Raw genomic sequence first — 25,917 nt, 5'->3', positions numbered from 1 at the left:
TGTCTTAAGCGGTGACGTTGAGGTTGCTGCCGACGCCGGCGCCGACATTGGCGAGCGAGGGCTGACCGGCGCCGAGCAGCGTCAGGACGGTGGATTTCTCCATATCCGCGTTCTGCTTCATCAGCGTCGCCGAGATATTCGACTGCAGCGCGCCTTGCTGAGCAGCCAGCATGGTGCTGACCATCGCCATCATGTCCATTACGCAAACCCTCTTACCGGGCCCAGCCTAGAGGCGATGGGTTAACGCGACATGAATTGTCACGGCGCCGATGCACGGCCGAAGGGCGATAGCGCCGTAGGGTGGGCAAAGCGACCTGTCCGCCGTAGCTCAAAGAGCGAAGGCGGACGCGTGCCCACCAATTTCCACCGCATCATTGGAGAGATGGTGGGCACGGCGCTTTGCGCCTTTGCCCACCCTACGGCACCGGAAATTGGATCAGCGCGTCGGAACCGGCTTGGCGCCGCGGTAGTCGTAGAAGCCGCGCTGGGTCTTGCGACCGAGCCAGCCGGCCTCGACGTATTTCACCAGAAGCGGACACGGGCGATATTTGGAGTCGGCGAGGCCCTCGTGCAGCACCTGCATGATCGACAGGCAGGTGTCGAGGCCGATGAAATCGGCGAGCTCGAGCGGGCCCATCGGATGATGCGCGCCAAGCTTCATCGCCGCGTCGATGGCCTCGACATTACCGACGCCTTCATACAGCGTGTAGATCGCCTCGTTGATCATCGGCAGCAGGATGCGGTTGACGATGAAGGCCGGGAAATCCTCCGAGACCGCGACCTGCTTGCCGAGCTTGGAGACGAATTCCTTGGACGCCTCGAAGGTCTGGTCGTCGGTGGCGATGCCGCGGATCAGCTCGACCAGCTCCATCAGCGGCACCGGATTCATGAAGTGAATGCCGATGAAGCGCTCGGGCCGGTCGGTGGCCGCGGCAAGCCGCGTGATCGAGATCGAGGAGGTATCGGAGGCGACGATCGCCTCCGGCTTCAGCACAGCGCAGAGCTCGTGGAAGATCTTGCGCTTGACCTCTTCCTTCTCGACCGCGGTCTCGATCACGAGGTCGCAATCGGCGAGGTCGTCGAGCTTCTCGGCGAGCTTGATGCGCGCCATCGCCTTGGTCTTGTCGTCCTCGCTGACGGCCTTCTTGGAGACCTGGCGTGCCAGATTGCCATTGATGGTGGCCATGCCCGACTTGAGCCGGTCGGCCGAAACGTCGTTGAGCACCACGTCGAAACCGGCCAGCGCCGCGACATGCGCGATGCCATTGCCCATCTGACCCGCGCCGATCACGCCGACCTTCTTGATCACTGCCGCCATAATGTCATCCACCGGAACGGCGCGCAGATCGCGCCTGCCTCATCCCCCGAGCCGGGAGGTCCGATTTAATCAGAAGCCCGATTAGATCAGAATCCTGGCTCGAAACCTAGATTGGATCGCTTCCCCGGCGTGCCCCTCGCCAAAGAAAACGCCTCGAAAAAGAAAAACCGGCCGGAGTGTACCACTCCGGCCGGTGTTTTTAGCGCGTTTTTACTTGCCGAGCTTGGCGAGCGCGTCGGTGAGCTCAGGAACCGCCTGGTAGAGGTCGGCAACCAGGCCGTAATCGGCGACCTGGAAGATCGGCGCGTCCTCGTCCTTGTTGATCGCGACGATCACCTTGGAGTCCTTCATGCCGGCCAGATGCTGGATCGCGCCGGAAATGCCCACCGCGACATAGAGCTCGGGGGCCACCACCTTGCCGGTCTGGCCGACCTGCCAATCGTTCGGCGCATAGCCGGCATCCACCGCCGCGCGCGAGGCACCGACGCCGGCACCGAGCTTGTCGGCGAGCGGCTCGATGTACTTGGCGAAGTTCTCGCGGCTCTGCATGGCACGGCCACCGGAGACGATGATCTTGGCCGAGGTCAGCTCGGGGCGGTCGCTCTTGGCGACTTCCTCGCCGACGAAGGACGACAGGCCCGGATCGGCCGCCGCAGCGACGTTCTCGACGGAGGCGCTGCCGCCTTCACCCGCCGCAGCGAAGGTCGAGGTGCGCACCGTGATGACCTTCTTGGCGTCCTTCGACTTCACCGTCTGGATGGCGTTGCCGGCATAGATCGGGCGCTCATAGGTGTCGGGGGCGACCACCTTGGTGATCTCGGAGACCTGCATGACGTCGAGCAGGGCTGCGACACGCGGCATCACGTTCTTGAAGCGCGAGGTCGCGGGCGCGACGATCGCGTCATAGCCGGAAGCCAGCGAGACGATCAGCGCAGCCAGCGGCTCGGCGAGATCGTGAGCGTAAGTCTCGCCCTCCGCGAGCAGCACCTTCTTCACGCCGGCAAGCTTGGCGGCAGCATCCGCCGCAGCCCTGGCGTTCTGGCCGGCCACCAGCACGTCGACATCCGCGCCGAGCGCGGCAGCCGCGGTCAGGGCCTTGTTGGTCGCATCCTTCAGCGACGCATTGTCGTGTTCGGCAATCAGAAGCGTCGTCATCAGAGCACCCCGGCTTCGTTCTTGAGTTTCGACACCAGCTCGGCGACGTCCTTGACCTTGACGCCCGCCTTGCGGCCCGCCGGCTCCGTCGTCTTGAGAACCTCGAGACGCGCGGCGACGTCGACGCCGTAATCGGCGACGGTCTTCTCCGCGATCGGCTTCTTCTTGGCCTTCATGATGTTGGGCAGCGAGGCATAGCGCGGCTCGTTGAGACGCAGGTCGGTGGTGACGATTGCCGGCCCCTTCAGCTTCACGGTCTGCAGACCACCGTCGACTTCGCGGGTGACCTTGAAGTCAGAACCTTCGACCTCGAGCTTCGAAGCAAACGTCGCCTGAGACCAGCCGAGCAGCGCGGCCAGCATCTGACCGGTCTGGTTGCTGTCGTCGTCGATCGCCTGCTTGCCGAGGATGATCAGGCCGGGCTGCTCTTCATCCGCAACCTTCTTCAGGATCTTGGCGACCGCGAGCGGCTCGACGGTGCCCTCGACCTTCACCAGGATGCCGCGGTCGGCACCCATGGCGAGGCCGGTGCGGATCGTCTCCGAGGCCTGCGCCGGTCCAATGGAAACCACGACGACCTCGGTGGCCTTGCCGCCTTCCTTCAGGCGCAACGCTTCCTCGACCGCGATTTCGTCGAACGGGTTCATCGACATTTTGACGTTGGCGAGTTCAACGCCCGATCCATCGCCCTTGACGCGGACCTTGACGTTGTAATCAACCACCCGCTTTACCGGCACCAAGACCTTCATCGATCCTCTTTCACTCAATTTGGGAAGGGGGTTATCAACTGGCGCGGAACCTAAAGGCCTGATCCAGCCCGGTCAACGCGCGACAGGGCCAAATTTTAGACCTTAGAAATATCGACCTCAATGGGCAGAATCTTGGGGGTCAGCGATTCTGGCCCGGAACCCAGAGCACGTCGCCGGCGCCGTTGCGGTTGGCGGCGCGGCTGGCGACAAACAGGAAGTCGGACAAGCGGTTCATATACTGGATGCCAGCAGCGCCCACGGGCTCGCCGGGCCGGGCCGCCAGTTCCACCATCACGCGTTCCGCCCTGCGGCAAATCGTACGGGCAACGTGGAGGTAGGCGGCGGCCGGCGTGCCCCCCGGCAGCACGAAGGAGGTGAGCGGCGCCAGTCTGTCGTTGAGCGCGTCGATGTCGCGCTCGAGCCGCTCGACCTGGCTTGCCACCACCCGCAGCCGCTCGGCCTTGCCTTCACGCTCGGGCACTGCGAGGTCCGCGCCGAGGTCGAACAGATCATTCTGGATGCGGCCCAGCATCGCGTCGAACTCGGGCATGTCATGGGTATGGAGCCTGACAACGCCGATCGCGGCATTGGTCTCGTCCACGGTGCCGTAGGCTTCGATGCGCAGATCGTATTTCGGACGGCGCTCGCCAGTTCCGAGCGCCGTCGTGCCGTCGTCACCGGTCTTCGTATAGATGCGATTCAGCGTCACCATTTTTAACGCCCCATTGCCCAGACTGCGAGCATGGCAATGACGATCGCCACGAACTGAAGCAGCACGCGCCAGCGCATCAACTTCTGCGAGGTGTTGGGCGAGCCGCCGCGCATCATGTTGACGAGACCGAGCAGCAGCACCAACGCCACGGCGCCAGCTGCCACCGGCAGGATGAAAGTACTCAGGAGAGATGCCATCAGCGGTAGATAACACCGTGTGCGCTGGTCCGCCATGGCGTTCCCGATCTGGCTTTTAAGCCAATAATATCAGAAGCTAGCTGGATGATTTCCGATTTGCGCTCGTCGCCTGTCTTCTTCGCCTCTCCCCGCATGCGGGGAAAGGCGAATCCGGAGTAAGCTGTGAAGGCCATCCGCTACATCTACGTCGTCGTGGAAGACGCCTTCTACACCTTCCTCGCCGACGACGGCTGGGCGATCGCGAGCCATATCGCGCTGTCGACCCTGATGGCGCTCTTCCCGTTCCTGATCGTGCTGACCTCGCTCGCCGGCTTCTTCGGCTCCAAGGAACTTGCCGATCAGGCCGCAAGCCTGATGCTTCAGGTCTGGCCCAAGCAGGTCGCCGATTCGATCTCGGGGGAAGTCCACGACGTTTTGACCACGACCCGCACCGGCGTGCTGACGATCGGTGCAGCACTGTCGGTGTACTTCGCCTCCAACGGCGTCGAGGCGCTCCGCGTCGCGCTGAACCGCGCCTATGCGGTGGTGGAGATGCGGCGCTGGTACTGGCTGCGCCTTGAATCGATCGGCTACACGCTGGTCGCGGCCTTCACCGCGCTCGCCATGGCGTTCCTGATCGTGCTCGGCCCGCTCTTCATCGAGGCGGCGCGGCGCCATATCCCGCTGTTCGTCGAGTCCAACGAGAGCATCCTCACCTGGCTGCGCTACGGCATCACCGTGGGTGCGCTGGTGGTGGCGCTGATCATCCTGCATGCCTGGCTGCCGGCGGGACGGCGCGCCTTCCTCCAGATCCTGCCCGGCATCGTCTTCACCATCGTGGCGTCGCTGATCTCGGGCATCGTGTTCGGCCAATATCTGGCGCGCTTCGCCAACAACTACGTGACGATGTATGCGGGACTCGCCTCGGTGATCATCGCGCTGGTGTTCCTGTATTTCATCGCCGCGATCTTCGTCTACGGCGGGGAGCTCAACGCCGCGATCATCAAGTCGCGGCTTCCTCACGGCGTTTCGCTTCAAGCAGCGCAGTCGCTAAAGCGCGCGGAGACACAGGCTTGACCAGGAAGGCGTCGGCGCCGGCCTCGCGCGAGGCCGCCTCGTCCTCGCCGCGGCCGGACACGCCGATGATGGGGATCTGAGCCAGCGGCGCCGGCATGGTCCGGATCCGCCTGATGGCCTCGACGCCGTCGATGCCAGGCAGCACCATGTCCATCAGCACCGCATCGAACGCGCCCTGCGCGAGCCGGTTCACCGCGTCCTCGCCGCGCCCGATGAACTCGGCTTGGTGGCCGAGCTCGGTCAGGATGGTGTTGAGGACGACGCGGCCGAACGGGTTGTCCTCGACGCTGAGCACGCGCAGCGCGGCCATCGCATCCGCCTCGGCTTCGCCCTTTGACTTGCGGGATTTGCGCGCTTCCGTCGCGTCGAGCGACATAGTCAGCGTGAAGGTGGCGCCGCCGCCGCGCCGCGGTGCGACCGTGATGTCGCCGCCCATCGCGCGCGCCAGTTGCTTGACCGAGGAAAGGCCCAAGCCGGCGCCGCCGAAACGCGAGGCGATGGTGACATTGGCCTGGGTGAAGGGGCGGAACAGCCGCTTGATCTCGGCCATGGTCAGGCCGATGCCGCTGTCGGACACCGCGAAGGCGACGCCGACCCTGCCCTTCGCCTTGTCTCTGGCCTTGCCCTTGGCGGGACGCCAAGGCGCGACCGCGAGCGCGACACCGCCCTGCTCGGTGAACTTGACCGCATTGTCGATCAGATTCTCGAGCGCGGCGCGCAGGCGGACGGGATCGCCGACCACCAGCCCCGGCAGCTTCTCGGAGATATCGACCTGGGCCTGGAGCCCCTTGGCCGCGGCGCGTCCGGTGAGCGAATCGCCGGCGCTGCGGGCGAGCGCGCGCAGATCGAACAAATCCTGCCGCAAGGCACTTCCACCCTTGCCCGCCCCCTTGCCGGTCCTAGCGGCATCGACGAACAGGGTGGCGAGGCTCGCCAGATGCTCGGCACCGGCCTTGATGGTGTCGGCCCAGCGCCGCTCCCGCTCGCCGAGATCGGAGGTGGCGAGCAGGTCGCTGATCGCGAGAATGCCGGTCAGCGGGGTACGGACCTCATGGGCGAAGGCGGCGAGCGCGGCCTGGACCACGTCCGGCGCCACGGCCTTGGCGCTGCGCTTGCGCAACCGGCCGGTCGCCCCGGACCGCTTCCGAGGCGGTCGCCTGGACGTTCGCGTAGTGCGCGCTGAGCGCGTTTTCGCCGCCATGAATCCCTTCGAAGGGTCCCCTTCGATCCCCAGGCTCTCAAGCAAGCATCGCACGGCGGAACCCCTGGAGTCACGGCGGCGTTTTGCTAACCCCCAGAGAAACTTAACCTAATCCCACCAACCGGCGGATGCCGGCGGGCGTAGCGCCGGCAGCGCGCAGCTCGCGCAGGCCGGTCGAGCGGTCCGATTTCGACAACTTCCGGCCCGCCTCGTCCAGAATCAGGGCGTGGTGGCGGTAGGCGGGTTCCGGCAGATCGAGCAGGACCTGGAGCAGGCGGTGAACCGAGGTGGCGTGAAACAGGTCCTGCCCCCGCACGACCTCGCTGATGCCCTGAAGCGCGTCGTCGACGACGACGGACAAATGGTAGCTGGTCGGCGTCTCCTTCCGGGCCAGGATGACGTCGCCCCAAGCCTCGGGCCGCGCGGGGACGGTACCATGCTCGCCGTCGGGGCCCACGCCCAGCTCCGTCCACCTCAGGCCGGCGGCGCGCCGGCAGGCGGCCGCCATGTCGAGCCGGAGCGCGTAAGGCACGCCAGATGCAATGAGCCGGTCGCGCTCGCCGGCCGACAGCGATCTGGCGTCACCCGGATAAAGCGGTGCGCCATCGGGATCGCGAGGCCATGGCCCAGCGGCCTCGCGCGCGGCCACGAGCTTGGCGATCTCCGCGCGGCTTTCGAACGCGGGATAGAGGAGACCAAGCGCAGCGAGCTTTTCGAACGCGGCGCGATAAACGGCGAGATGCTCCGACTGCCGCCGCACCGGCATCTCCCAGGCAATGCCGAGCCAGGCGAGGTCGTCGTAGATCGCCGTCTCATATTCCGGCCGGCAGCGCGTTGCGTCGATGTCCTCGATCCGCAGCAACAGCCGCCCGCCGGTCTCGCGCGCACGGTCGAAATTGAGCAGCGCCGAATAGGCGTGGCCGAGATGCACGAGGCCATTCGGGCTGGGGGCAAATCGGAAAACGGGTGGCATGAGTTCTCGGTGTATTCGTCATTGCCGGGCTTGACCCGGCAATCCATCTTCCGGGACTCTGTTACGATAGGAGATCAATGCGCGGGTCCCGCCTACGCCGAAGGCTTCGGCGGGCGTCTCGGTATTGGGCCAGCGTAGCCTTAGCAGAGACGGCAAGCCCGCGCATGACAAGTTGAGCCACCATGACCATCCACCTCGAAACCCAGTCCGACCTCGAAGACGCCGTCCACGCGCTGATCAAGCGCGACCCGCGCCTCAAGCCCGTACTCGAGATCGCCGGCATGCCGGCCCTGCGGCGCCGTGAGCCGGGTTTTACGGGGCTTGCCCACATCGTTTGCGGGCAGCAGCTCTCCACGGCGAGCGCCGCGGCGATCTGGGGGCGGCTGTCGGCCGCTTTCGATCCATTCGACCATGACGCGGTGCGCCGCGCCCGTACCGACCGGCTGGGACGGCTCGGCCTCTCCGCGGCCAAGATCAAGACGCTGAAACATCTCGCGCGCGAGATCACTGCGCAGCGCCTGAACCTCGACGTGCTCGCCGAAGAAGACGCCGAGGCCGCGCACCATACGTTGATCACGCTGCCCGGCATCGGTCCGTGGACGGCCGATGTCTATCTGCTGTTCTGCCTCGGGCACGGCGATGCCTGGCCGGCCGGCGACATCGCCGTGCAGGAGGGGATCAAAGTTGGCCTGGGGCTCAAGGCGCGGCCGACGGAAAAGCAGATGGCGCCGCTCGCCGAACCCTGGCGGCCGCTGCGCGGAGCAGCGGCGCATCTGTGGTGGAGCTATTATCGCGTGATCAAGAAGCGCGAAGGTGTCATCAGCAACCAGCCTTAAAGCGCGATGAGATTGGGACGAATCGTCATCGCGCTTTAGGTTGTTGTTTGCGCATGATCTGTTCGGAAAACCGCTGCGCACTTTTCCGGATCATGCTTTAGCCTCGCAGCCGCTCGCGATCGGCGCGGGCGCATTCGGCCACGAAGTCGATGACGGCCCGCACCGCGGACAACTCGACCAGATCGGGATGGGCGAGCAGCCAGAGATCGGCGACGCTGACGAGTTTCTGCGGCGCGACGCGCACGAGATCCGGATAGCTCTCCGCGACGAAGCAGGACAGCGCGGAGATTCCGATTCCGGCACGCACCGCCGCCAGCATGTCGCCCTGCGACGAGCAGCGCATCACCATGGTTCCCTGGCGCGTGATCGCGTCGCTCCAGCGCGCCAGCTGCGCGTTCGAATCCTGATCGGCGAAGCCGATGACGCTGTGCCCCTTCCACTCGCCGCTCCGCTCCGGCAAGGACCGGCCGGTGGCATAGTCGCGCGAGGCATAGAAGCCGGTGCCGAGGCGGCCAACCCTGCGACCGACCAGGTTTTCCTCGCCGCTATCGACCGGGCGCAGCACGACGTCGGCCTCCCGCCGCCGCACGCTGGCTGGAAACGGATGGGTGATGATCTCGAGCCGGATGTGGTCATGCGCGCCGAGAAACGATCGCAGCCGCGGCATCAGCCAGTGCGAGGCCAGCGTCGCGCCGATCGACAGCTTGACCGTGCCGCGCGCCTTGCGCCCGCCGGCGCCAACGGCGGCCTCGGCCCGGAGTGCGGCAACGGCCATCGCCTCCGCGTGCTCTCGCAGCGTACGTCCATCGGCGGTGAGCACGAATCCATCCGCGGCCCGCGCCAGCAGCTTGGTGCCAAGCTGCGCCTCCAGCGCCGCGATCTTGCGGCTGACGGTCGGATGACTGGCATGCAGACGTTTTGCCGCAGCGGTGAAGCTGCCGGTGTCGGCGACCGCGACGAAGGTCTTGCAGAGATCCCAATCCACCGCCGGCTCCGTACAAATCTGAATATCCGCTTGTTCAATATTGAACGATCCTCCGCCCGCCGTCCAACCCTATAGTGGGGACAAAGCGCTGGACGGCGGACACCCCGCCGACGCGACAATCGACATGGAAGCGCTCACCCCCGGCCGGCAGGCCGTTGACGCGCGTCGTCAGGAGGATCGGATGGCACTGCCCGCTCTGCTCAAGAACAATCTGGAGCTGCCCGTGGTCGGCTCGCCCCTTTTCATCGTCTCAGGGCCGGAGCTGGTGATCGCCCAATGCAAGGCCGGTGTCGTCGGCTCGTTTCCGGCGCTCAACGCCCGTCCGGTGGAAAAGCTCGACGAGTGGCTGAGCCGCATCGAAGACGAGCTCGGCGAATACAAATCGCGCAATCCCGGCAAGAAGGTTGCGCCCTATGCGGTCAACCAGATCTGCCACGCCTCCAACGACCGGCTGATGAAGGACATGGAAACCTGTGTGAAGCACAGGGCGCCCATCATCATCACCTCGCTGCGGCCGCCCGCCGAGATCGTCGAGGCCGCGCACTCCTATGGCGGGCTGGTGTTCCATGACGTCATCAACGTCAAGCATGCGCGCAAGGCCGCGGAGCAAGGCGTCGACGGACTGATCCTGGTGTGCGCCGGCGCCGGCGGCCATGCCGGCACGCTGTCGCCGTTCGCGCTGGTGCGCGAGGTCAAGCAATGGTTCGACGGCGCGATCCTGCTATCGGGCGCAATCAGCGACGGTTTTGGCATCGCCTCCGCGCTGACGCTGGGCGCCGACCTCGCTTATATGGGCACGCGCTTCATCGCGACGCAGGAAGCCAATGCCGACGAAGCCTACAAGTCCGCGCTGACGCAGCACGCCGCGCACGACATCGTCTACACCAACCTGTTCACCGGCGTGCACGGCAACTATCTGGGTCCCTCGATCGCCGCCGCGGGGCTCGATCCGGACAATCTCCCGCTCGCCGACAAGACGAAGATGAATTTCGGCTCCGGCGGCAACACGAAATCCAAGGCGTGGCGCGACATCTGGGGTTCGGGCCAGGGCATCGGCCAGATCCTGGATGCGCCTCCGGTCGCCGAGCTGGTCGACCGGATGAAGGGCGAATTCGATCAGGCGCGTCACGACTTTATGCTGCGCGCCAGCGCCTGACGCTTGGTCCGACAAGAAAATTGGACTGACAAGACAAACGGGAGGACACCATGAAGCTGGCAGCCGCACTGATCGGCCTATCGTCGCTGACGCTTGCCGCCGGCAGCGCCGGTGCGGACGAGATCCGGATCGGGCAGACCCTGCCCTATAGCGGTCCGGCATCCGGCTTCGGCGCGATCGGACGGACGCAGGAGGCGTTCTTCGAAAAGGTCAACGCGGAAGGCGGCGTCAACGGCCGCAAGGTCAAGTTCATCACGCTGGACGACGCCTACTCGCCGCCGAAGACGGTCGAGCAGACCCGCAAGCTGGTGGAGCAGGACGAGGTGCTGATGATGTTCGGCTCGCTCGGCACCGCCACCAACAGCGCCGTGCAGCGTTACCTCAACGCCAAGAAGGTGCCGCAGCTGTTCGTGCTCTCGGGTGCCACCAAATGGGCCGATCCGCAGAAGAATCCTTGGACGATGCCGGGCATGGCGGCCTACGAATCCGAGGGCGTCGTCTATGCCAAGTATGTCTTGCAGGCCAAGCCCGACGCGAAGATCGCGATCCTGGCCCAGAACGACGATTTCGGCCGCGACTATGTCGCGGGCTTCAAACGCGCGCTCGGGTCCAAGGCCGCCGGCATGATCATCGCGGAGGCGAGCTACGAGACCAGCGCGCCGACGATCAGCTCGCAGCTCTCGACGCTGAAGGCGTCAGGCGCCAACGTGCTGTTTGGCGTCGTGCTCGGCAAGTTCACCTCGCAGATGGTCAAGGGTGTAGCCGAGATCGGCTGGAAGCCGGAGCTGTCCTTCGTACCCACCTCGGCCTCCTCGATCTCGTTCCTGGAGCCGGCGGGACTGGACAATGCGGTCGGACTGATCTCGTCGAGCAACCAGAAGGACACGATGGACCCGCAATGGGCCGACGATCCCGGCGTGAAGTCATATTTCGCGTTCATGAAGCAATACATGCCGACAGCGGATCTCTCGAACTCCAACTATGCGGCGGGCTATCACTATGCCACGCTGCTGATGACGGTGCTGAGCGCCTGCAAGGACGATGTCAGCCGCGACAACATCTTGAAGCAGGCCGCGTCGCTGAAAGAGGTGAAGCTGCCGCTGCTGTTGCCCGGAATGAGCGTGTCGACCGGTCCGGACGACTATCTGCCGTTCCAGCAGCTTCAGCTCCGCCGCTTCAACGGCAAGAGCTGGGTGCCGTTCGGCGACATTCTCGATGACCGGTAGAGGACCTCCCATGATCATCAGCGGCGAGCGCCGGATCGACTATCCAGAACTCCATGCGCGGATCAGACGGGCCGCAGGCGGGATCAGCACGCTCGGCGGGCGCGAGGGCACGCCGGTCGCCATGATGCTGCGCAATGACTTCGCCCTGTTCGAGGTGGTCGCGGCTTCCGCCGCGCTCGGCCGACCGGTGGTGCCGATCAACTGGCACCTGAAGGCCGCCGAAGTCAGCTATATTCTGGCCGACAGCGGCGCCGACATCCTGATCTGCCATGCCGACCTGCTGCCGCAGATTCGCGACGGCCTGCCGGACGGCCTGGCGCTGATGATCGTGCCGACGCCGCCGGAGATCGCCGGCGCGTTCGACATCCCCGCCGCGCTCACAAAGGTGCCGGACGGATTGACCGATTGGGACAAATGGCGGGATAGGCAGCCGGAACTCGCGCAGCCGCCGCGCCGCGGCGCGCCGATGTTCTACACCTCTGGCACCACAGGCATGCCGAAGGGCGTGCGGCGCATGCCGATGCGGCCCGAGCAGGTCGCGGCCTCGGAGCGCGTCGGGGCGATCGCCTATGGCGTGAAGCCGAACGAGGATCAGGTCGTGCTGATGAACGGCCCGATGTACCATTCCGCCCCGCACTCCTACGGCATGCTGGCCTATCGCAGCGGCTGCACCATCGTGCTGGAGCCGCGCTTCGATCCCGAGGACCTGCTGCAACTGATCGAGCGCCATCGCGTCACGCACATGCATATGGTTCCGACGATGTTCGTGCGCCTGCTGCGGCTGCCCGACGACGTGAAGCGGCGTTACGACTTGTCCTCGCTGCGCTTTGTCGTTCATGGCGCGGCGCCCTGCCCGCCCGACGTGAAGAAGGCGATGATCGATTGGTGGGGAGGCGTCATCAACGAATATTTCGGCTCGACCGAGACCGGGATTCCGGTGTGGCATTCCGCCGAAGAGGCGCTGAAGAAGCCCGGCACCGTTGGCCGCGCCATCGAGGGCGGTGTGGTCAGGATCTTCCGCCCCGACGGCAGCCCGTGCGACGCCAACGAACCCGGTGAAATCTACATGCGGCAGGCCTCGGTGCCGGATTTCGACTATCACGGCAAGGCCGAAGCGCGCGCAGAAGCCGGCCGCGACGGGCTCGTCAGCGTCGGCGACGTCGGCTATCTCGACGAGGACGGCTATCTGTTCCTGTGCGACCGCAAGCGCGACATGGTGATCTCGGGCGGGGTCAACATCTATCCCGCCGAGATCGAGAACGCGCTGATCGGAATGCCCGGCGTGCGCGACTGCGCCGTGTTCGGCATTCCCGACGCCGAATTTGGCGAGCGGCTCTGCGCCTATGTCGAGCCGGAGCCGGGCGCGGCGCTCTCGTCGGCCGCGGTCCAGTCGTTCCTGCGCGAGCGGCTTGCCAATTTCAAGGTGCCGAAGGACGTCGAATTCCGCGACGCGCTGCCGCGCGAGGCAACGGGAAAGATCTTCAAGCGCAAGCTGCGGGAGCCATATTGGGTGGCGTGAGCTGGAGCCCACCTTCGGCCCGTGAACGATACCGTCTGAGATTCCGCTCAGCCATGCGGAACGCGTCCAGAGCGCGAAGATGCCTCAACGGGAAATACTGGCAATTGTTCCTACGCGACCTGATGCCGCTGACGTTAGTGCAGCAAGCTCATACAGAGCGCACCTCGTAGTGCTCGCAGCACATCATTCACGCGCGCTTTCGATCGCAGAAGCAAAGCAACCAATCTGAATCTCGTCTGTTGTCGACCGGCACAATCAACTGTCGGAGGACAAACGATGTCACGTCTATTTTCGCTCGCTGCAGCTCTCTTGCTGCTCGGATCAGTGCCTGTAAGCGCGCAGTCGCAGCCGGCGCAGAGCGGGCCGGGCAACAACGCGGTCAACAGCTCCGATCGCAACAACTCGAACGCACCTGTCGCAGGCCGCAACAGCTTCACCGAGGGCCAGGCGAAGTCGAAAATCGAGGCGGCGGGCTATTCCAATGTTTCCGGCCTGCAAAAGGACGACAACGGCGTCTGGCGCGGCAAGGCGGACAAGGCCGGGACCAAGGCCAACGTGAGCGTGGACTTCCAGGGCAACGTGAACCCCGTCAAGTAAGCAGGAGGATGAAACATGACGACCACCATTTCTCGACTCTATGACAACTATTCGGATGCGGAACGTGCGGTCCGACGCCTCGAGGCCGCAGGCGTGCCGCACTCGGACATCAGCATCGTCGCGAACAATTCCGACAACTGGTACGGCTCATCCACCGGCAAGGTTGACCGCGACCGTGACGGCGTCGACGACCGCGCCGAAGGTGCGGGCACAGGCGCCGGCATCGGCGCGGGGCTCGGAAGCGCAGCCGGACTGCTCGCGGGACTTGGATTGCTGGCGATTCCGGGACTGGGGCCGGTCGTCGCTGCGGGTTGGCTGGCTTCGACGGCGGTTGGGGCCGCGGCGGGCGCCGCAACCGGCGGCATCGTCGGAGCATTGACCCAAGCCGGCGTTTCCAAGGAAGACGCGTCGCGCTACGCCGAGGGCGTTCGACGTGGCGGAACACTGGTATCGGCGAGGATATCCGAGCCAGACCGCTCGCGTCTTGACGCCCTTCTTCATGAGAAGTCCGTGAACCTGCAGGATCGGAGCACTGCCTGGCAAAAGTCCGGCTGGAACGGCTTCGACGCCGCCAGCCCGCCGCTATCCCCTGAGGACGTCGGTCGTGAGCGCGAGTTGTACGGCGCCGGCATGCGGGGAAGGTAAGGGGGATACCTCCTGACTGTTAGCCAGTCGCTATGCGGACGGAGCAACCGGGAGAGGCCCAGTAGATATGGGCCTCTCCTCGCGCCGTCTGGATTCATCGGCAGCAGCGAACGGCGTTTTAAACTATGTTGCTGTTGCAAAAGGATCATGGGTGAACGAATGAAATGCCGGCACGGACAAAGCCGGGATCAAAGCCATGACATCGATCGACTTCGTCGTTGCGAAGAATGACCTCGACCAGTGCAAGGTGGTCACGACCGAGCTTCCCGGCGCGGATGCGCTGCCGCCTGACGCCCTGCTCGTGAAGGTCGACCGCTTCGCCTTCACCGCCAACAACATCACCTATGCGGTGATGGGCGACGAGTTGAAATACTGGCAGCTCTTTCCCGCGCCGAACGGTTTTGGCAACATTCCGGTATGGGGCTTTGGCGAGGTGATCGCCTCCAGGCATCCGAACGTCGCCGTGGGCGAGCGCCTGTTCGGCTATTTCCCGATGGCGACGCATCTCGTCATCGAGGCGACCGACGTGAGCAAGCGCGGCCTTCGCGACGGTGCCGCACACCGGCAGGACGTGGCGCCGGTCTACAATGCCTATGCACGGGTCAGCGGCGATCCCGCTTACGCCGGCCGGAAGGGCGATTACCAGGCGCTGCTGCGGCCGCTGTTCATGCTGTCGTTCCTGGTCGACGACTTTCTGGCCGAGAATGACGACTTCGGCGCACGCACCGTGCTGCTCTCGAGCGCCTCGAGCAAGACCGCGTTCGGCCTCGCCCACCTGCTGCACACCCGCGGCCGCAAGGTGATCGGGCTGACGTCCGCCGGCAACAGCGGCTTTGTCTCGTCGCTCGGTTGCTATGACGAGGTCGTCACCTATGACCGCATTGCGTCGTTGCCATCGGATGCGCCGGTCGCCTTCGTTGACATGGCAGGCAACACCGCGCTGCGCGCCGGATTGCATCGGCACTTCGGCGACCGGATGAAATGCTCCGTACGCGTCGGATTGACGCATCGCGCCACCGAGCCCGACGAAGGCGAGCTGCCCGGTGCAAAGCCGCGCTGGTTCTTCGCGCCCGACCAGATCCGCAAGCGCGCCAAGGAATGGGGCCCGGGCGGTATCGAGCAGCGCTTTAGCGCGGCATGGTCCGGTTTTGCGCCGCTGCTGGAGAGATGCTTAACCGTCGTCGAGGGCCGCGGCCCCGACGCGGTGCGGCGGGTGTTTCTCGACACGCTGAAAGGGCGTATTCCGCCGGAGCAGGGCCACATGCTCTCGCTGCTCGGGTAAACCGCTTTCGAGGGCCATCGAACCGGTATAGCGTCAACCTCAGAGGAAACGCCGCGAAGACGGCCACGAGGTCGCGCATGCTGGGCAAGACGAAGGATATTTCCGTCTCGGCGCAAGCCTGGCTTGACGAGTTCGAGCGCTCGCTCGGCAAGCCTGATCCGGCCGCACTCGACCATCTCTTCCTCGCCGACAGTTTCTGGCGCGATGTGCTGGCGCTGAGCTGGAACCTGCAAACGATCGCTGGCCACGCCCGGATTGCCCAAGCGCTGAAGGCGCTCGCGCCACCGGCGGCGCCGACCAGCTTCACGATCGCGCCGAACCGCGCGGCGCCGCGCTGGGTCACGCGCGCCGGCACCAGCAATATCGAGATCATCTTCAATTTCGAGACCGTGATCGGTCGCGGGAGCGGTATCGTCCGGCTCGTGCCCGATACCGCCGATGGCGACCGGCTGAAGGCGTGGACGCTGCTCACCGCGCTCGATGAGCTCAAAGGCTTCGAGGAGCAGCTCGGCACGTCGCGGCCGCGGGGACAGGCCTATTCACGCGATTTCCGCGGGCCGAACTGGCTCGATTTGCGCAACGCGGCGCGCGACTACGCCGATCGCGATCCTGCCGTGCTGGTGGTCGGCGGCGGCCAGGCCGGCCTTGCGATTGCAGCACGATTGAAGCAATTGAAGATCGACACATTGATCGTCGATCGCGAGACGCGGATCGGCGACAATTGGCGCAAGCGCTATCACGCGCTGACCCTGCATAACCAGGTGCAGGTCAATCATCTGCCCTACATGCCATTCCCGCCGAACTGGCCGACCTATATCCCGAAGGACAAGCTCGCCAACTGGTTCGAAGCCTATGTCGACGCGATGGAGCTGGATTTCTGGACCGGCACCGAGTTCGAGGGCGCCACCTACGACGACGCGAAGGGCTGCTGGACCGTCACGCTGCGGGGCGCCGACGGCAGCAACCGCACCATGTGCCCGCGCCATGTCGTGATGGCGACCGGCGTCAGCGGCATCGCCAACGTGCCTGATATTCCGACGCTGAACAATTTCAAAGGCACGCTGCTGCATTCCAGCCGTTACGAGGACGGCGAGAACTGGACCGGCAAGCGCGCCATCGTGATCGGAACCGGCAACAGCGGCCACGACATCGCGCAGGATCTCTGCTCGAGCGGCGCCGAGGTGATGCTGGTGCAGCGGTCGCCGACGCTGGTCACCAATATCGAGCCGTCGGCCCAGCTCGCCTATGCGACGTACAACGAAGGCACCCTCGAGGACAACGATTTGATCGCGACCTCGATGCCGACGCCGCTCGCGAAGAAAACCCATGTGATGCTGACCGAGCAGTCGAAGGCGCTCGACAAGGAGCTGCTCGACGGCCTGCGCAACGTCGGATTCAAGCTCGACTTCGGCGAGGCCGGCACCGGCTGGCAGTTCAAATACCTCACCCGCGGCGGTGGCTATTATTTCAACGTCGGTTGCTCCAACCTGATCGTCGAGGGAGCGATCGGGTTCAGGCAGTTCGCAGACATCGAGAGCTTCACGGCCGAAGGCGCTCGGATGAAGGACGGCGCGATGATCGCGGCCGATCTCATCGTGCTGTCCACGGGCTACAAGCCCCAGGAATATCTGGTGCGAAAGCTGTTCGGCGACGGCGTCGCCGACCGCGTCGGCCCGGTCTGGGGCTTTGGCGACGGCCTCGAACTGCGCAACATGTATGCCCGCACCAGGCAGCCCGGCCTCTGGTTCATCGCCGGCAGCCTCGCGCAGTGCCGGATCAACTCGAAATATCTCGCGCTCCAGATCAAGGCGATCGAGGAAGGGATTTTGGGGCGTGAGGCGGATACGGCTTGAGCCCCTCGTCATTGCGAGCGCAGCGAAGCAATCCAGACTGTCTCCGCGGAAAGATTCTGGATTGCTTCGCTGCGCTCGCAATGACGATGCGGATGCAGACCAGACACAGCTAAAGGAAGGAAAAATCAATGCCTGCCATTCTCGGCACCGGCGAGCACCGCTATCGCGTCGTCGAAAATTTCGCAAAGCTGCCCGACGGCTGGACGCTGACCGACGTCGCCTCGGTCGCCGTCGACAGCAAGGACCGCGTCTACGTCTTCAACCGCGGGGCCCATCCGATGGTGGTGCTGGATCGCGAGGGCAATTTCCTCCGGAGCTGGGGTGAAGGGTTGTTCTCGCGCGCGCACGGCCTACACATCGATGCCGACGACAATCTCTACTGCACCGATGACGGCGACCACACCGTTCGCAAATGCACTACCGACGGCAAGGTGCTGCTGACGATCGGCATCCCCGAGAAGCCGTCGCCGTTCATGAGCGGCGAGCCCTTCCATCGCTGCACCCACACCGCGCTGTCGCCGAAGGGCGATATCTACGTCTCCGACGGCTATGGCAACGCGCGCGTGCACAAGTTCACGCCGGACGGCAAGCTGCTCAAGAGCTGGGGCGAGCCCGGTACCGATCCCGGCCAGTTCAACATCGTGCACAACATCGCCACCGATGCAGACGGCTGGGTCTATGTCGCCGACCGCGAGAACCATCGCGTGCAGGTCTTCAATGGCGAGGGAAAGTACGAGACGCAGTGGAACAATCTGCATCGGCCCTGCGCGCTATGCTGCTGCGGTGGTGCCAAGAGCCCGACCTTCGTGATCGGCGAGCTCGGACCCGGCCTCGACATCAACCGCAACGTGCCCAATCTCGGCCCGCGGCTGTCGATCGTGGACGCCAAGGGCAACCGCATCGCGCGGCTCGGCGGCGAGAACGGGCCAGGCGTTGCCAGCGGGAAGTTTTTGGCGCCGCACGGCCTCGCGCTGGACTCCAGGGGCGACATCTATGTCGGCGAAGTCGGCGTCACCAACTGGAAGGCCAGCTTCGGAGACCAGGAAATGCCGGCCGTGGTGCGCGCGACGCGGTGTTTGCAGAAGCTGGAGCGGGTGCGGGAATAGTTGGGCGGGCGAGGCCGCGATGCGCCGTCTGGTCGACCCTGCCTCGCCCGGCGTCGTCCTCGCCCCCCAAATCACGGCGGTTTTGAGCGCTTTGCCACCCCGCCGCCGCATTGCTTGCACCTGAATAAGTCGCTCAACGGGCTTCACAATCCCGTCACGCTGCATGTAGTATGTCAGTACATGCTGCTTCGCAGCGTACATTGGAGGCCGGGAGCGTTACTTGAACGCACATGTCTCGCAAGGCAGTTGGCCGGTGTTGGTGCTGAATGCGGACTTCCGGCCGCTGAGTTACTACCCGCTGTCTCTCTGGTCGTGGCAGGACGCGATCAAGGCGGTGTTCCTCGACCGCGTCAACATCGTCGCGCATTACGATCAGGCGGTTCACAGTCCCACGCTGCAAATGCAGCTGCCGAGCGTCGTTTCGCTCAAGTCCTTCGTCAAGCCGACCACGCATCCCGCGTTCACCCGGTTCAACGTCTTCCTGCGCGATCGTTTCAATTGCCAGTATTGCGGCTCGCCCGAAGACCTCACCTTCGATCACATCATTCCGCGCAGCAAGGGCGGCCAGACCACCTGGGAGAACGTGGTCGCGGCATGCTCGCCCTGTAATCTGCGCAAGGGCAATCTGACGCCGGCGCAGGCAAAGATGTTTCCGCGCCAGAGCGCGTTCGCGCCGACCGTGCACCAGCTCCACCGCAACGGCCGCCTGTTCCCGCCGAACTATCTGCACGATAGCTGGCTGGACTATCTCTACTGGGATACGGAGCTGGATCCGTAGGATTCGGAGACAGCGCCTTACATCCCGATCGCGTTCCTTGCCACCACATCCCGATAGAACGCCGCGCTCAGCTTCGGCAGCCTCGCCTGGGTCTCGAAGTCGACCCGGTAGAGGCCGAACCGCTTGCCGTAGCCAAAAATCCACTCGAAATTGTCCATCAGGCTCCACAGGAAATAGCCGCGAATCGGCACGCCCTCGGCGATCGCGCGCTGCATCTGGGTCAGGTAATTGCGCAGGAACATGATGCGGTCGAGATCGTAGACCTGGCCGTCGGCGGAAATCTTGTCCTCGGACGAGGTGCCGTTCTCGCTGATGTAGATGGTCTCGATGTTCCAGATTTTTGCGGCCAGACGCGGGGCCCAGTAGATCACCTCAGGGCCGACCCGCAGCCATTCCGAGTTCATGTGCGGGAACGAGGTCGGGAACGGCAGCACGCGGAAGCCCGGCGCACGATCGGATGCCGTGACGTAGTATTGCGGCGCGTAGATGTTGAGCCCGACGAAATCGTTCGGCGTGCCGATGATCTTCAATTCCTCAGGGGTGAATTTCGGCGCATCCGCCCCGGCATAGGCGAGGAAGTGGTCGGTGTACTTGCCCTCCAGCACCACACCAAGAAAGCCGGCGTTGAGCTCGCGCGTCGCGATCTCCGCAGCGCGGATATTTTCCGGCGTTGCGATCGCGGGCACGCAGGCCGCGATATTCTCGGCCGCGCCGACACGGGTGCCGGCCCGCGCGGAGGAGCGGATCGCCTGCACAGCAAGCCCATGCGCCAGCGCGACGTGATGGCGCGCCTGGTTGAGCTGCGCGGTCGGCAGCTTGAGGCCGGGCGCGTCGATGCCCCAGCCATAGCCAAAATTCACGAAGCGCCCGACCTCGTTCACGGTGAAGATGGTTTTGACGCGATCGGTCAGGCGCGGGGCGACGTAGGCGGCGTAATCTGCAAAAGCCTTCGACGTGTCGCTCGACTGCCAGCCGCCGACGCGATCCTGGAGCGCCTGCGGCAGGTCCCAGTGATAGAGCGTCGCATAGGGCTCGATGCCGTTCGCGAGCAGTTCGTCGACGAGCCGGTCGTAGAAATCGAGCCCCTTCGGATTGGGCTGGCCCGATCCATCCGGAAACACCCGCGGCCACGCGATCGAGAAGCGGTAGGCCTTGACGCCGAGCGCCTTAATCAACGCGACGTCGTCCTTGTAGCGGTGATAGTGCTCATTGGCGCGGTCGCCGGTCGAGCCGTCCTCGATCTTGCCTGGCGTGTGGCTGAAAATGTCCCAAATCGATTTGCCGCGGCCGTCCTCGTGGACAAAGCCCTCGATCTGGTAGGACGAGGTCGCCGTGCCCCACAAAAAGTCCTTGGGAAAGGACGCGGGCGCGTGGCGGTCGGCCGATGCGGGCGTCTCATTATCTGCAGCCTTGTTATCTGCAGCCTTGTTATCCCCAGCCTTGGCACCCGCCGCAGCGCCAAGCGCGGCGAGCCCCGCGAGCTTCGCAAGATCGCGCCGCGAGACATCAGCTGACATCGCTATCTCCGAGCTTGCTCCATGTCGATCTGATAGACGGAGATCCGGTCGATCTCGAATGCGACGGTGGGCGGCGATTCCGCATCGACCGGACCGACGCCGAGAAAGAATTTCGATCCGATCGCGAGATTGACGATCATGTACATGGGATCGTCGAAGCCGATCGGCACCTTGATGTCGGAGACCGGCTTGCGGTCGATGAAATAGACCAGGCGATCCTCCTCCCACAGCACACCATAATTGTGGAACACGCTGGAAGCGTCGCCGACCGCATAGTCGAAGCCGCAGGACTGGATCTTCTGGGTCGACGGAATCCGCCAATGCGTCGTCATCACGAGATCGCCCGGCCGCTCGCCGCGGCCTTCCAGCACGTCGACCTCGGGCGGCCAGCCGCCGTCGTCCGCCAGCATCCAGAACGCCGGCCAGACCGCATGGCCAACCGGCACCTTGGCGCGAATTTCGAAATAGCCGTGCTTCTGCGCGAACGTGCCCTGCGTGGTCAGGATCCCCGAGATGTACTCGTTGTTGAACAGAACGGACTTCAGTTCCGGCGGCGTGCGGCTGGCGACGATCGAGAGCACGCCGTCCTTCACCTTGAACGGATCTAGCCCAAGCGGCGTCCCCGCACGCCCCGAATAGCGCGGGTCGACATAGATCTGCTGCTCGCCATTGGCGCTGGTCTTGCGCTTGAAGTCGGAGCCGTCACCACCCCAATAGCGCGCTTCCGGCCACGCCGCACCGCCGGCGTAATGCGGCACCCAGCGACCTGTCGCAAGCGGATGCTCGTCAAAGTCATCGTTGAAAGTCCGGCGCAGCGGCAGGAAGGCGAGCAAGGCGGGATTGACCGTCTCAAGCTTGCGGCACTCGATCATGGAGGGATCGGTGCTCACTTGCAGCGTCATCGTGCCGGGCGCAGCATCGAGATCGTCCTGCGCGACGCCCGGCGCGGGCACGGCAGACAGGCCGATCGCAACCAGAGCGCCCTTCGTCCAACTGTCGATCATCACCGCACATCGAACTTGGCAGAAAACTTGGCAGAAAACTTGGCAGAAAACTTGGCAGGATATGCGCAGGTTAGCTCGCCTGTCTTCGAGCGGGCAAGCACGGCCGTCTGTGCGGGCGGGCGATTTCGAAAAGGTCATCTCGACATCGCATCCAGGTTCGCCCGGAAATCGTGTCATCCCGGGCGCAGGATCGGCGGTTAACCGGGCCCAGTTCCGCGCGCCCCAGCTCCGCCAGAGAAGCGCCGGCGCCAAATCCTTCCGCATTCGTTACCGTCCCTTAAGCCTCCGATGGCAGTTTGGCCGGGATCCGCGGCCCTGCCCGTCCAACCGCCGATCCATCAGGTCCAAGGTCGCCGCTCATGTTTGCCGAGACGCTGGAAGCGGTTCAGTCCTCGCCGTCGAAGCGGACTGCCTATGTCCGCTTCGTGCTGGCGGCGCTGGCGTCGATCGCCGTCTTCAAGGCCTTCTGGTTCGCACGCTTCGGCGGCTGGACGGATCGCGAGCTCGCCGATTTCGATGCCTTCCACATCGTCGCGCAGCACGTCTGGCGCGGCGATCTCGACCAGGTCTATCATTTCGATGCCCTGCTGAAGATGCAGATGGAGGCCGCCGGCGGCGCCACCGGCTTCATGCCCTGGACCTATCCGCCGCAATACGACCTCCTGGTCGCGCCGTTCGCATTCCTGCCGGTCGGCGTCGGCTATCTCCTGTTCACCGCCGCAACACTTGCGCTCTATCTCGTGACGCTCCGGGCGATCGCCGGCCGGAATTTCGCGCAGGTGCTGGTGATCCTGTTTCCGGCGATGGCGATCACCATCGGCTGCGGGCAGAACGGCTTTCTGACGGGCGCGCTGATCGGGCTGGTCTGTCTCAACGTGGAGCGGCGGCAGCTGTTGGCCGGCCTCGCGCTCGGCGCCATGGTGATCAAGCCGCACCTTGCGATTGCCGCCGGCGTCTATCTGCTGGTGACGCGGCGCTGGATTGCGCTCGGAACGGCCGCGGCCGTCGTATTGGCGAGCTCACTGCTCTGCACGCTCCTCTTCGGGTGGCAGATCTGGTTCGCGTGGCTCGGGGCGATCAGGGAGTCGGCGGGGTATCTCGAGCAGGGCTTCTACCCGCTCTTCCGCATGATCTCGACCTATGCAGCGCTGTACAAAGCCGGCCTTCCCGCAGGCGCCGCCTTCTGGGGACAGACGGCCGTTGCCGGGCTGGCCTTGTTCGCCGTCCTTCTCGGTGCAGCGCGGGGCGCTTCACCGGCCTTCACGCTCGGTGCCGCCGTGATGGTATCCGTGATGATCAGCCCTTATGCGTATGATTACGATCTGCCGATGGTCGGGATCGGTCTGGCCCTGATGCTGCCCGATCTCGCCAGGATGGCGAGCCCGCGCGAGCGGAGCGTCATATACGGGCTGATCCTGTTCGCCGGAGCCTATGGGCTGTTGCAGTCGGGGCGGCTCGCGGTGCAATTCGGGCAGAAGGCCGATCCCGACCAACATTTCGCGCCCGCCCTGGGCGGCTTCGCCCTGATGGCGCTCCTGGTCCTGCTGCTGCGGCTGCTGTGGCGCGGGACGCAGCCGGCGCCCATCCTGTCGCAGCCCGCGGAATAACGCCTCTCAGCCCGCTGCAACGCCAGCGTCACGCCGCCGAGCGTCGGACGGTGGAACCCGGAACGCCAGTACCCCGTTCAGATGGGAGCGCGGGTGGCGGTGGTGCCGCAACGCAAACGAGGGAGACGTACAATGCCCACAGCCGAGACGGATCACGTCTACAAGATCCTGGAGCTGGTCGGATCATCCGAGACCTCCATCGAGGATGCGATCAAGAACGCGATCAGCCGCGCCGCCAAGACCGTGCGCGAAATGAAATGGTTCGAGGTGGTGCAGACGCGCGGTCACATCGAGAATGGCGCTGTCCGCCACTACCAGGTGACGCTGCGCGTCGGCTTCACGCTGATGGACTGACGCGGCGGACGCCGCGCGAAACATCATGCCGCGGCGGCGTGGTTAACATCCGACGATGAGAGTCGATCAAAATATCGACGACCTCGTCCGGCGGACTGCCGACGCGCAAAATCATCGCGGAAGTTGCAACAGGCCGTTAAGACCAAAGTGAGAGGTTTGCGCCGGTTTGGAGCAAGCCCGATGGTCACGAACCGCGAACTCGGCAAGACGCGCCTTCCGCTCTGGGCGGCGGGATTCGTCTTGCTGATCTGCGTGGCGATCCTCGGCTTGAGCGTCTGGCGCGAATGGGAAACGCACAACGCCGATCTCAGGAACGCCGAGATCGACGTCGCCAATCTCGCGCATTCGCTGATCCAGCACGCCGACGACACGTTCGAGCTCGCCGATACGATCCTGGTCGGACTGGTCCATCGGCTCGAACTCGACGGAACCGGCCCGGACACGATCGCGAAGCTCCAGACTTACCTGCCGACCCGCAAATCATCGGACCGCATCCGCGGCATCTTCGTCTATGACGAAGCCGGCCGATGGCTTGCCACGACCGAGCATGTCGACTTCTCCAAGCTCAACAACAGCGATCGCGAATATTTCCGGCAGCACCGTGATTCCCCGGCGAAGGACACGCTGATCGGGCGGCCCATCAAGAGCCGCGCCGGCGGCCAGTGGATCATCACCGCGTCACGCCGGATCAACCACCCCGACGGCAGCTTTGCCGGCGTCGCGCTGCTCACGATCGACGTCGCCTATTTCGCGAAATTCTACGAGCGCTTCGACGTCGGCCCGAACGGCTCGGCATCGCTGCTCAACGACGCCGGTATCATGCTGGCGCGCAGCCACGACGAGAGCGGCGCCTTCATCGGGCGCGACCTCTCCAATGCGCCGCTGTTCAGGGAATGGAAAAGCCGTCCGGCGGCCGCAGTCTACTATTTCAAGTCGCCGCTCGATGGCGTGCACCGGCTGAGCTACTACCAGCGCAGCAGCCGCTATCCGCTGATGGTGCTGGCGAGCAAGTCGCAGGACGACGTGCTGGCACCCTGGCGACGCGTGGCAGCCGTACGCACGGCCTTCGTGCTCGGCCTCGTCGTGCTGATTGCGGTGATCGGCTTCTACCTGGTCCGCCAGCTCTGGCAGCGGCAGCGAATGGCGCAGGCCCTGGTCGCGAAGGAAGCCCATTTCCGCCTGCTCGCCGAGCAATCCAGCGATATGGTATCCCGGATCGGGCTGGATAACCGGCTGCTCTACGCCTCTCCCTCGTGCGTGCGTATCATCGGCTGGTCTCCCGAGGAACTGCTCGGCACGTCGGCGGTGGCCGGCATCCACGCGGACGACATCGAGCGGGTCGAGCAGGCCATCACCGCGCTGAAGAACGGCGAGGCCGAGGAAGCGCGGTTCGTCTATCGCCAGCGCCATCGCGACAAGGGCGATATCTGGGCCGAGGCGGCCTTGCACGTGACCCGAGCCCCCGACAGCGGCGAGGTCGACGGTGTCGTCGCGGTCGTGCGCGACATGACAGAGCAGAAGGACTTGCAGGACAAACTCGCATCGCTCGCGACCACCGATGGCCTGACCGGCCTTGCCAACCGCCGCGCGTTCGACGAACGCCTCGCTGAGGAATGGGCGCGCGCCCGGCGCGACGGCACGGAGATCTCGCTCCTGTTGATCGACGTCGATCACTTCAAGAAATTCAACGATCATTACGGACACCAGGCGGGCGACGGATGCCTGCGCGCGCTCGGCCGGATCCTGTCCGCTCAGGTCAGGCGCCCGGCCGACCTCGCGGCGCGTTACGGCGGCGAGGAGTTCGCCGTACTGTTGCCGAACACCGGCCCGGATGGTTGCACCGAAGTCGGCGAAGGGATTCGCCAGGCACTGCACGAGCTCGCGATGCTGCATGCGCAAAATCCGCCCTCCCGGCTGGTGACGGCAAGCATCGGCGCTGCGACGAGCCTTCCATCCCAAACCGCGATGGACTGCAACACGCTGGTCGCTGGCGCCGACCGCGCGCTCTACGCCGCCAAGGACAGCGGCCGTGACCGCATGGTGATGTCGGGACAGGTCGTACCCTGGCCCGCGAAGAGCGCGTGACGGGAT

25 protein-coding genes are annotated in these 25,917 nt (G+C 64.8%); 14 read left to right on the top strand and 11 right to left on the bottom strand.

Going from position 1 to position 25,917, the window contains the following annotated elements; genetic code table 11:
* Nucleotides 1-4 precede the first annotated feature (4 nt).
* The 6 genes from OWC48_RS10155 to OWC48_RS10130 form a co-directional block, all read right to left on the bottom strand.
* Complete coding sequence (locus OWC48_RS10155; protein ID WP_282519857.1) at nucleotides 5-199, bottom strand: hypothetical protein; 195 nt, start codon at nucleotides 197-199, stop codon at nucleotides 5-7.
* A 237-nt stretch (nucleotides 200-436) separates the two neighbouring features.
* Nucleotides 437-1,318: a 3-hydroxybutyryl-CoA dehydrogenase gene (locus OWC48_RS10150; RefSeq protein WP_063985792.1), complete on the bottom strand. Its 882-nt coding sequence runs from the start codon at nucleotides 1,316-1,318 to the stop codon at nucleotides 437-439.
* 210 nt (nucleotides 1,319-1,528) lie between these two features.
* Entirely contained in the window at nucleotides 1,529-2,473 is a 945-nt protein-coding gene (locus OWC48_RS10145) for an electron transfer flavoprotein subunit alpha/FixB family protein (RefSeq protein ID WP_282519856.1), read from the bottom strand.
* Nucleotides 2,473-3,222 carry an electron transfer flavoprotein subunit beta/FixA family protein gene (locus OWC48_RS10140; protein ID WP_282519855.1) on the bottom strand — a complete coding sequence of 250 codons (750 nt, stop codon included), beginning with the start codon at nucleotides 3,220-3,222 and terminating at the stop codon, nucleotides 2,473-2,475. The genes OWC48_RS10145 and OWC48_RS10140 overlap by 1 nt, the downstream gene beginning before the upstream one ends.
* A gap of 139 nt (nucleotides 3,223-3,361) precedes the next feature.
* Nucleotides 3,362-3,934, bottom strand: a complete 573-nt coding sequence (locus OWC48_RS10135) for a cob(I)yrinic acid a,c-diamide adenosyltransferase (protein WP_282519854.1) — start codon at nucleotides 3,932-3,934, stop codon at nucleotides 3,362-3,364.
* A 2-nt stretch (nucleotides 3,935-3,936) separates the two neighbouring features.
* Nucleotides 3,937-4,131, bottom strand: a complete 195-nt coding sequence (locus OWC48_RS10130) for a twin transmembrane helix small protein (protein WP_014491643.1) — start codon at nucleotides 4,129-4,131, stop codon at nucleotides 3,937-3,939.
* Between the two features lie 162 nt (nucleotides 4,132-4,293).
* Here OWC48_RS10130 and OWC48_RS10125 point away from each other — a divergent pair, with 162 nt between their 5' ends.
* Nucleotides 4,294-5,187 (top strand): YihY/virulence factor BrkB family protein, encoded by an 894-nt coding sequence (locus OWC48_RS10125; RefSeq protein ID WP_028159235.1) that lies wholly within the window; start codon nucleotides 4,294-4,296, stop codon nucleotides 5,185-5,187.
* Here the strand turns inward: OWC48_RS10125 and OWC48_RS10120 are convergent.
* Both OWC48_RS10120 and gluQRS read right to left on the bottom strand, forming a co-directional pair.
* Nucleotides 5,114-6,388, bottom strand: coding sequence for an ATP-binding protein (locus OWC48_RS10120; RefSeq protein ID WP_282519853.1), 1,275 nt, complete (start codon nucleotides 6,386-6,388; stop codon nucleotides 5,114-5,116). The genes OWC48_RS10125 and OWC48_RS10120 overlap by 74 nt on opposite strands.
* A 103-nt stretch (nucleotides 6,389-6,491) precedes the next feature.
* Entirely contained in the window at nucleotides 6,492-7,361 is an 870-nt protein-coding gene (gluQRS, locus tag OWC48_RS10115; RefSeq protein ID WP_282519852.1) for a tRNA glutamyl-Q(34) synthetase GluQRS, read from the bottom strand.
* A 182-nt stretch (nucleotides 7,362-7,543) separates the two neighbouring features.
* On the opposite strand from gluQRS, the gene OWC48_RS10110 reads away from it, so the two are divergent.
* The gene (locus OWC48_RS10110) at nucleotides 7,544-8,197 is read left to right on the top strand and encodes a DNA-3-methyladenine glycosylase (RefSeq protein WP_282519851.1); all 654 of its coding nucleotides are present in this window, start codon (nucleotides 7,544-7,546) and stop codon (nucleotides 8,195-8,197) included.
* 97 nt (nucleotides 8,198-8,294) lie between these two features.
* Here the strand turns inward: OWC48_RS10110 and OWC48_RS10105 are convergent, their stop codons facing one another.
* Nucleotides 8,295-9,182, bottom strand: a complete 888-nt coding sequence (locus OWC48_RS10105; protein WP_282519850.1) for a LysR family transcriptional regulator — start codon at nucleotides 9,180-9,182, stop codon at nucleotides 8,295-8,297.
* Between the two features lie 181 nt (nucleotides 9,183-9,363).
* On the opposite strand from OWC48_RS10105, the gene OWC48_RS10100 reads away from it, so the two are divergent.
* The 9 genes from OWC48_RS10100 (at nucleotide 9,364) to OWC48_RS10060 (ending at nucleotide 19,344) form a co-directional block, all read left to right on the top strand.
* Nucleotides 9,364-10,338, top strand: coding sequence for a nitronate monooxygenase family protein (locus tag OWC48_RS10100; protein ID WP_282519849.1), 975 nt, complete (start codon nucleotides 9,364-9,366; stop codon nucleotides 10,336-10,338).
* A 50-nt stretch (nucleotides 10,339-10,388) separates the two neighbouring features.
* A complete protein-coding gene (locus OWC48_RS10095; protein ID WP_282519848.1) occupies nucleotides 10,389-11,564 on the top strand; it encodes an ABC transporter substrate-binding protein in 1,176 nt (391 codons plus the stop codon).
* Nucleotides 11,565-11,574: 10 nt separating this feature from the next.
* On the top strand, nucleotides 11,575-13,083 hold the full coding sequence (locus tag OWC48_RS10090; protein ID WP_282519847.1) for an acyl-CoA synthetase: 1,509 nt from the start codon (nucleotides 11,575-11,577) through the stop codon (nucleotides 13,081-13,083).
* Between the two features lie 276 nt (nucleotides 13,084-13,359).
* Complete coding sequence (locus tag OWC48_RS10085) at nucleotides 13,360-13,680, top strand: hypothetical protein (RefSeq protein WP_282519846.1); 321 nt, start codon at nucleotides 13,360-13,362, stop codon at nucleotides 13,678-13,680.
* A gap of 15 nt (nucleotides 13,681-13,695) precedes the next feature.
* Nucleotides 13,696-14,325, top strand: coding sequence for a general stress protein (locus OWC48_RS10080; protein ID WP_282519845.1), 630 nt, complete (start codon nucleotides 13,696-13,698; stop codon nucleotides 14,323-14,325).
* Nucleotides 14,326-14,521: 196 nt separating this feature from the next.
* On the top strand, nucleotides 14,522-15,607 hold the full coding sequence (locus tag OWC48_RS10075; protein ID WP_282519844.1) for a DUF2855 family protein: 1,086 nt from the start codon (nucleotides 14,522-14,524) through the stop codon (nucleotides 15,605-15,607).
* Between the two features lie 77 nt (nucleotides 15,608-15,684).
* Entirely contained in the window at nucleotides 15,685-17,460 is a 1,776-nt protein-coding gene (locus tag OWC48_RS10070; RefSeq protein ID WP_282519843.1) for an NAD(P)/FAD-dependent oxidoreductase, read from the top strand.
* Between the two features lie 128 nt (nucleotides 17,461-17,588).
* Nucleotides 17,589-18,566 carry a peptidyl-alpha-hydroxyglycine alpha-amidating lyase family protein gene (locus OWC48_RS10065; protein WP_282519842.1) on the top strand — a complete coding sequence of 326 codons (978 nt, stop codon included), beginning with the start codon at nucleotides 17,589-17,591 and terminating at the stop codon, nucleotides 18,564-18,566.
* A gap of 220 nt (nucleotides 18,567-18,786) precedes the next feature.
* Nucleotides 18,787-19,344 (top strand): HNH endonuclease, encoded by a 558-nt coding sequence (locus OWC48_RS10060; protein WP_014491631.1) that lies wholly within the window; start codon nucleotides 18,787-18,789, stop codon nucleotides 19,342-19,344.
* 17 nt (nucleotides 19,345-19,361) lie between these two features.
* On the opposite strand, the gene OWC48_RS10055 is transcribed toward OWC48_RS10060, so the two are convergent.
* Nucleotides 19,362-20,861 (bottom strand): GH1 family beta-glucosidase, encoded by a 1,500-nt coding sequence (locus OWC48_RS10055; RefSeq protein WP_282519841.1) that lies wholly within the window; start codon nucleotides 20,859-20,861, stop codon nucleotides 19,362-19,364.
* Nucleotides 20,862-20,863: 2 nt separating this feature from the next.
* Nucleotides 20,864-21,865, bottom strand: a complete 1,002-nt coding sequence (locus tag OWC48_RS10050; protein ID WP_282519840.1) for a glycoside hydrolase family 16 protein — start codon at nucleotides 21,863-21,865, stop codon at nucleotides 20,864-20,866.
* Nucleotides 21,866-22,224: 359 nt separating this feature from the next.
* Here OWC48_RS10050 and OWC48_RS10045 point away from each other — a divergent pair, with 359 nt between their 5' ends.
* From OWC48_RS10045 to OWC48_RS10035, 3 genes are all read left to right on the top strand, one after another.
* Nucleotides 22,225-23,472, top strand: coding sequence for a glycosyltransferase family 87 protein (locus tag OWC48_RS10045; protein WP_282519839.1), 1,248 nt, complete (start codon nucleotides 22,225-22,227; stop codon nucleotides 23,470-23,472).
* A 132-nt stretch (nucleotides 23,473-23,604) separates the two neighbouring features.
* Nucleotides 23,605-23,826: a dodecin gene (locus tag OWC48_RS10040; protein ID WP_063985811.1), complete on the top strand. Its 222-nt coding sequence runs from the start codon at nucleotides 23,605-23,607 to the stop codon at nucleotides 23,824-23,826.
* A gap of 180 nt (nucleotides 23,827-24,006) precedes the next feature.
* Nucleotides 24,007-25,911, top strand: a complete 1,905-nt coding sequence (locus tag OWC48_RS10035; RefSeq protein WP_282519838.1) for a diguanylate cyclase domain-containing protein — start codon at nucleotides 24,007-24,009, stop codon at nucleotides 25,909-25,911.
* The last annotated feature ends 6 nt before the right edge of the window (nucleotides 25,912-25,917 follow it).

The organism is Bradyrhizobium sp. Arg816, from assembly GCF_029989365.1.
Taxonomy (GTDB): Bacteria; Pseudomonadota; Alphaproteobacteria; order Rhizobiales; family Xanthobacteraceae; genus Bradyrhizobium.
Note: the sequence above shows the minus strand (reverse complement) of the source record. Positions and strands in the feature narration are given on the sequence as shown.

Excerpts from the sequence above, each read along its gene's own strand:
- OWC48_RS10155 (WP_282519857.1), bottom strand. The coding sequence starts at position 199 with ATGGACATGATGGCGATGGTCAGCACCATGCTGGCTGCTCAGCAAGGC.
- OWC48_RS10150 (WP_063985792.1), bottom strand. The coding sequence starts at position 1,318 with ATGGCGGCAGTGATCAAGAAGGTCGGCGTGATCGGCGCGGGTCAGATG.
- OWC48_RS10145 (WP_282519856.1), bottom strand. The coding sequence starts at position 2,473 with ATGACGACGCTTCTGATTGCCGAACACGACAATGCGTCGCTGAAGGAT.
- OWC48_RS10140 (WP_282519855.1), bottom strand. The coding sequence starts at position 3,222 with ATGAAGGTCTTGGTGCCGGTAAAGCGGGTGGTTGATTACAACGTCAAG.
- OWC48_RS10135 (WP_282519854.1), bottom strand. The coding sequence starts at position 3,934 with ATGGTGACGCTGAATCGCATCTATACGAAGACCGGTGACGACGGCACG.
- OWC48_RS10130 (WP_014491643.1), bottom strand. The coding sequence starts at position 4,131 with ATGGCATCTCTCCTGAGTACTTTCATCCTGCCGGTGGCAGCTGGCGCC.
- OWC48_RS10120 (WP_282519853.1), bottom strand. The coding sequence starts at position 6,388 with ATGGCGGCGAAAACGCGCTCAGCGCGCACTACGCGAACGTCCAGGCGA.
- gluQRS (WP_282519852.1), bottom strand. The coding sequence starts at position 7,361 with ATGCCACCCGTTTTCCGATTTGCCCCCAGCCCGAATGGCCTCGTGCAT.
- OWC48_RS10110 (WP_282519851.1), top strand. The coding sequence starts at position 7,544 with ATGACCATCCACCTCGAAACCCAGTCCGACCTCGAAGACGCCGTCCAC.
- OWC48_RS10100 (WP_282519849.1), top strand. The coding sequence starts at position 9,364 with ATGGCACTGCCCGCTCTGCTCAAGAACAATCTGGAGCTGCCCGTGGTC.
- OWC48_RS10095 (WP_282519848.1), top strand. The coding sequence starts at position 10,389 with ATGAAGCTGGCAGCCGCACTGATCGGCCTATCGTCGCTGACGCTTGCC.
- OWC48_RS10090 (WP_282519847.1), top strand. The coding sequence starts at position 11,575 with ATGATCATCAGCGGCGAGCGCCGGATCGACTATCCAGAACTCCATGCG.
- OWC48_RS10085 (WP_282519846.1), top strand. The coding sequence starts at position 13,360 with ATGTCACGTCTATTTTCGCTCGCTGCAGCTCTCTTGCTGCTCGGATCA.
- OWC48_RS10080 (WP_282519845.1), top strand. The coding sequence starts at position 13,696 with ATGACGACCACCATTTCTCGACTCTATGACAACTATTCGGATGCGGAA.
- OWC48_RS10075 (WP_282519844.1), top strand. The coding sequence starts at position 14,522 with ATGACATCGATCGACTTCGTCGTTGCGAAGAATGACCTCGACCAGTGC.
- OWC48_RS10070 (WP_282519843.1), top strand. The coding sequence starts at position 15,685 with ATGCTGGGCAAGACGAAGGATATTTCCGTCTCGGCGCAAGCCTGGCTT.
- OWC48_RS10065 (WP_282519842.1), top strand. The coding sequence starts at position 17,589 with ATGCCTGCCATTCTCGGCACCGGCGAGCACCGCTATCGCGTCGTCGAA.
- OWC48_RS10055 (WP_282519841.1), bottom strand. The coding sequence starts at position 20,861 with ATGTCAGCTGATGTCTCGCGGCGCGATCTTGCGAAGCTCGCGGGGCTC.
- OWC48_RS10050 (WP_282519840.1), bottom strand. The coding sequence starts at position 21,865 with ATGATCGACAGTTGGACGAAGGGCGCTCTGGTTGCGATCGGCCTGTCT.
- OWC48_RS10045 (WP_282519839.1), top strand. The coding sequence starts at position 22,225 with ATGTTTGCCGAGACGCTGGAAGCGGTTCAGTCCTCGCCGTCGAAGCGG.
- OWC48_RS10040 (WP_063985811.1), top strand. The coding sequence starts at position 23,605 with ATGCCCACAGCCGAGACGGATCACGTCTACAAGATCCTGGAGCTGGTC.
- OWC48_RS10035 (WP_282519838.1), top strand. The coding sequence starts at position 24,007 with ATGGTCACGAACCGCGAACTCGGCAAGACGCGCCTTCCGCTCTGGGCG.